The organism is Pseudomonas sp. 2995-1 (genome assembly GCF_002742505.1).
In the GTDB taxonomy this organism is placed as follows: domain Bacteria; phylum Pseudomonadota; class Gammaproteobacteria; order Pseudomonadales; family Pseudomonadaceae; genus Aquipseudomonas; species Aquipseudomonas sivasensis.
In genome coordinates, this window is record NZ_LJSA01000133.1 from 1 (window position 1) to 254 (window position 254).

The window sequence follows — 254 nt, forward strand, 5'->3', positions numbered from 1 at the left end:
TAATCCAAAATCAAATTAAACAAAAATTACAAGAACATTATTTTGTACAGGATTATTTTAAAAATATCGAATCTTTATTAAAAAATAGAGAAAAGATAATCCCTTTTATTGGAGCCGGTTTATCAATGCCATTTGGGGTTCCGAATTGGGCAGGGCTCTTAAAAAAACTTGGAAAGAATTTTTCGAAAGAACGGCAAAGGGAGACATATGAGGAGGATTTTATTGAGTCTGGGGATTATTTGGGAGCTTTAGAT

Annotated in this window: 1 protein-coding gene; it reads left to right on the plus strand. The window is 31.9% G+C overall.

Features of this window, described 5'->3' with window-relative positions:
• Window positions 1-254 (plus strand): hypothetical protein (locus AOA61_RS31105; RefSeq protein ID WP_218197312.1); only part of this gene is annotated, 254 nt, incomplete at both ends.